The organism is Inquilinus sp. (assembly GCF_039594555.1).
In the GTDB taxonomy this organism is placed as follows: domain Bacteria; phylum Pseudomonadota; class Alphaproteobacteria; order DSM-16000; family Inquilinaceae; genus Inquilinus.
On sequence record NZ_JBCNNF010000546.1, the window covers coordinates 1 to 3780 of the forward strand.

Sequence of the window (3780 nt, forward strand, 5' to 3'; positions counted from 1 at the left end):
AGGGACTGGCGCCGTTCACCCCGCTGTGCTGCGACAACCTGCCGGCCAATGGCCGCACGCTGCACCGCATCCTGTCGCGCTTCGCGACGCTGGTCTCGCCGGATCTCGGCGCCTATGTCGAGGGCGAGATCGCCTGCCCCGAGACCATGGTCGACCGCATCGTGCCGGCCACCACCGACGAGGATCGCGGCCGCATCGCCGCGGCGCTCGGGGTCGAGGATGCCTGGCCGATCGTCACCGAGCCCTTCCTGCAATGGGTGATCGAGGACCGCTTCCTGTCCGGCCGCCCAGCCTGGGAGGCGGCGGGGGCGACGCTGGTCTCCGAGGTCGCGCCCTATGAGACTATGAAGCTGCGGCTGCTCAATGGCAGCCACTCCTCGCTGGCCTATCTCGGCTATCTCTCCGGCTGCGAGACGGTGGCGGCGGCGATGGCGGAGCCGGGGATCGCCGCCTTCGTCGAGGCGCTGATGGAAGATTCGACGCCGACCCTGACCCTGCCGCCCGGCGCCGATGTCGCGGGCTACCGCCGTTCGCTGATCGACCGCTTCCGCAACACCGCGCTGAAGCACCGCACCTGGCAGATCGCCATGGACGGGACGCAGAAGCTGCCGCAGCGGCTCTTGGGCACCGTGCGCGACCGGCTGGCGCGCGGCTTGCCGGTCGACCGCCACGCCCTCGGCGTCGCTGCCTGGATGCGCTATGTCGCCGGCACCGACGAAGCCGGCAAGCCGATCGACGTGCGCGACCCGCTGGCGGCCGATCTCGCCGCGATCGCCCGTGAGGCCGGGCCGGTGGCGGAGCGGCTGGCGCCGGCGCTGCTCGGGGTTCGTACCGTGTTCGGCGACGACCTGCCCGGCCAGCCGCAGTTCCGGGCCGCGGTGACGAAGGCGCTTGAGGCGCTGTACCGCCAGGGCGCCAAGGCGACGGCCGCGGAGTATGCGCGGCTGGGCTGAGAACCGGACTCAGCTCCTTGCCGTCATCGCGAGGAGCGCAGCGACGAAGCGATCCAGCGGCCGGTTCGCACTGGCCCTGGATGGCTTCGCTGCGCTCGCAATGACGGTTCTGGGAACTCCGAAAAGCGTTCCGCAAGCGGGAGAGATAACGCGAGGAGCGAGCTGTCAGGCCGCCACCCGATCCCTCGGCCCGATCGGGCGGTCGCCCTTCACCGTGGTGCGGTACAGGGTGCGGGCCAGGTGCGGCGGGCAGCCGGTGGCCAGGTGGATGGTGGCGCGGTTGTCCCAGAACACCAGGTCATGCGCCTGCCAGCGGTGCCGGTACTGGAACTGCGGCTGGATCATGTGCTCGAACAGCCGGCGCAGCAGCGCGTCGCTCTGCGGCCGCTCCAGCTCGTTGATATGGGTGGTGAAGCCCTCATTGACGAACAGCGCCTTGCGCCCGGTCGCCGGGTGGATCCGCACCACCGGATGAGTCACCGGCGGCACGGTCTTGGCCTGGTCCGCGGTCAGGCCCGGCCGCAGCGAGCTCTTGGCCTGCTGCGCCACGTTGCGGGCGCTGTAGTCGTGCACGGCCGTCAGCCCCTCGACCTGCGCCTTGGTGGCGTCGTCCAGCGCGTCATAGGCCGCGGCCATGCTGACGAACAGCGTGTCGCCCTCGACCGGCGGCAGGGTCTGAGCGTGCAGCAGCGACCCCAGGCTCGGCTCCGCCTTGTAGGACAGGTCGGAATGCCAGTAGCGCCCGGCATCGGCCAGGCCCAGCGGCTTGCCGTCCTCCCGCATCTCGTTCGAGACGATCAGGATTTCCGGGTGCCCAGCCAGGTGGAAATGGTGCTGCACATGGATCTCCAGCTCGCCGAAGCGGCGGCTGAAATCGATGTGCTGCTGCGGCGTGAAGCGCTGGTCGCGGAACACGACCAGGGAGTTCGCCTCGAACAGCGACTTGATCCGGGCGAAGGTGGCCTCGTCCAGCGGGGTGGCGAGGTCGAGTCCGGAGATCTCGACCCCCAGCAGTTCGGACAAGGGGCGGGTGGTGAAGGACATGGCGGCGTTTCCGTTTCCGTCGATCTCAGGGGTTCTGCGTGCCCCAGCGCTCGACGGTGAGCCGGGACAGGGTGCGGAACAAGAGGCTTTCGACCAGCAGGCCGATCAGGATGATGGCCAGCAGGCCGGCGAAGACGTTGGCCGTCTCCAGCTGGTTGCGGTTGACATAGATGAACCAGCCCAGCCCGCCGGAGCGGGAGGAGACGCCGAACACCAGCTCGGCGGCGATCAGGGTGCGCCAGGCGAAGGCCCAGCCGATCTTCAGCCCGGCCAGGATTGCCGGGAAGGCGGCGGGCACCAGGATGCGGGCGACATAGGCGGCGCCGCCGAGGCCGAGATTCTGCCCGACCATCGACAGCGGGCGCGGCACGGCGCGGAAGCCGGCATGGGCGGCCAGGGCCAGCGGCCACAGCACCGAATGGACGATGACGAACAGCAGGCTGGGGGTGCCCAGGCCGAACCACAGCAGCGCGATCGGCAGCAGCGCGATGGCCGGCAGCGGGTTGAACATCGCCGTCAGGGTCGACAGCAGCTCGGCCCCCAGCCGGCTGGCGGTGGCGAGGCCGGCCAGGATCGCGGCCGCGACCACGCCGATGGCGTAGCCCGCCACCAGCACCTGCAGCGACGCCAAAGTGCGCAGCGGCAGCTCGCCGCTGGCCACGCCCTGGCCGAAGGCGGTCACGGTGGTGACGAAGCCGGGCAGCAGCAGCGGGCTGCCGACGATCCGCGCCGCGACCTCCCAGATCGCCGCCAGCGCCGCAAGGATGGCGAGGCGGCGCCAGCCTCCGGCGCTGATCCAGCGGCGCACAGGCACGGCCTCGGCCTTGGCCGGGCGCAGCGGCGACCCCGCCTGCAGCAGGCCCTGATAGTCAACCATCGACGGCCTCCGTTTCGGCGCCGCCGCTGATCTGGTCGGCGATCAGCCCGCCGATCCGGGCTTCCAGCGCGGCGAAGGCCGGGTCGCCCCGGTCCGGGCCGCGGCCGCCCGGCAGGTCGATCACGGCGCGGATCCGGCCGGGATGCGGGGTCATCACCACGATCCGACTGCCGACCACGATCGCCTCGTCGATCGCATGGGTCACGAACAGGGTGGTGACGCCGGTCTCTTCGCACAGCGCCAGCAGCTCCTCCTGCATCCGGCGCCGGGTCATGGCGTCCAGCGCGGCGAAGGGCTCGTCCATCAGCAGCACCTCAGGCCGCAGCGCCAAAGCGCGGGCGATGGCGACGCGCTGCTTCATGCCGCCCGACAGGGTGCTCGGGTACTGGTCGGCCACCCGGGCCAGCCCGACGCGCTGCAGCATGTCGTCGGCGGTCGCCTCGGCCTCGATCCGGCGGGTGCGCTTGGCCCAGGACAGGGCGGCGACCAGATTGCGCCGCACCGTCAGCCAGGGCAGCAGCTGCTCGAAATCCTGCAGCACCATCATCCGGTCGGGGCCGGGCCGCGACACCGGCCGCCCGTCCAGCAGCACCCGGCCGGCGGCGGGCGGCAGGAAGCCGCCGATGCTCTTCAGCAGGCTCGACTTGCCGCAGCCGGACGGGCCCAGCAGCACCAGCCGCTCGCCGCGCCGGATGTCCAGGCTGACATCCTCAACCGCGGTGACGGTGCGCCCCTCGACGGCATAGGACAGGGTGACACCCTCCACCCGCAGCACCAGTACTGCCGGTGTCTCGGGCGCCGGGACGAGGGCAGGGGCCGCCATCTCAGCTGCCCTGCCGGTCGTGCAGCGGCGGGAAGAACAGGTCGCGCCAATCCGAAGTGGTGGTCGCGATCTGGCCGATGCGG

Annotated in this window: 4 protein-coding genes; 1 reads left to right on the forward strand and 3 read right to left on the reverse strand. The window is 71.3% G+C overall.

The features are described 5' to 3' along the window. On the forward strand, window positions 1-953 hold a 953-nt coding region (locus tag ABDW35_RS33665; protein ID WP_343718214.1), incomplete at its 5' end, for a mannitol dehydrogenase family protein. Between the two features lie 165 nt (window positions 954-1118). Here the strand turns inward: ABDW35_RS33665 and ABDW35_RS33670 are convergent. The 3 genes from ABDW35_RS33670 to ABDW35_RS33680 are packed head-to-tail and all read right to left on the reverse strand — an operon-like array spanning window position 1119 to window position 3697. After that, window positions 1119-1997, reverse strand: a complete 879-nt coding sequence (locus ABDW35_RS33670) for a TauD/TfdA family dioxygenase (RefSeq protein WP_343718215.1) — start codon at window positions 1995-1997, stop codon at window positions 1119-1121. Between the two features lie 25 nt (window positions 1998-2022). Beyond that, window positions 2023-2874 carry an ABC transporter permease gene (locus ABDW35_RS33675; protein ID WP_343718216.1) on the reverse strand — a complete coding sequence of 284 codons (852 nt, stop codon included), beginning with the start codon at window positions 2872-2874 and terminating at the stop codon, window positions 2023-2025. Next, entirely contained in the window at window positions 2867-3697 is an 831-nt protein-coding gene (locus tag ABDW35_RS33680) for an ABC transporter ATP-binding protein (RefSeq protein ID WP_343718217.1), read from the reverse strand. The genes ABDW35_RS33675 and ABDW35_RS33680 overlap by 8 nt, the downstream gene beginning before the upstream one ends. Window positions 3698-3780: the final 83 nt, after the last annotated feature.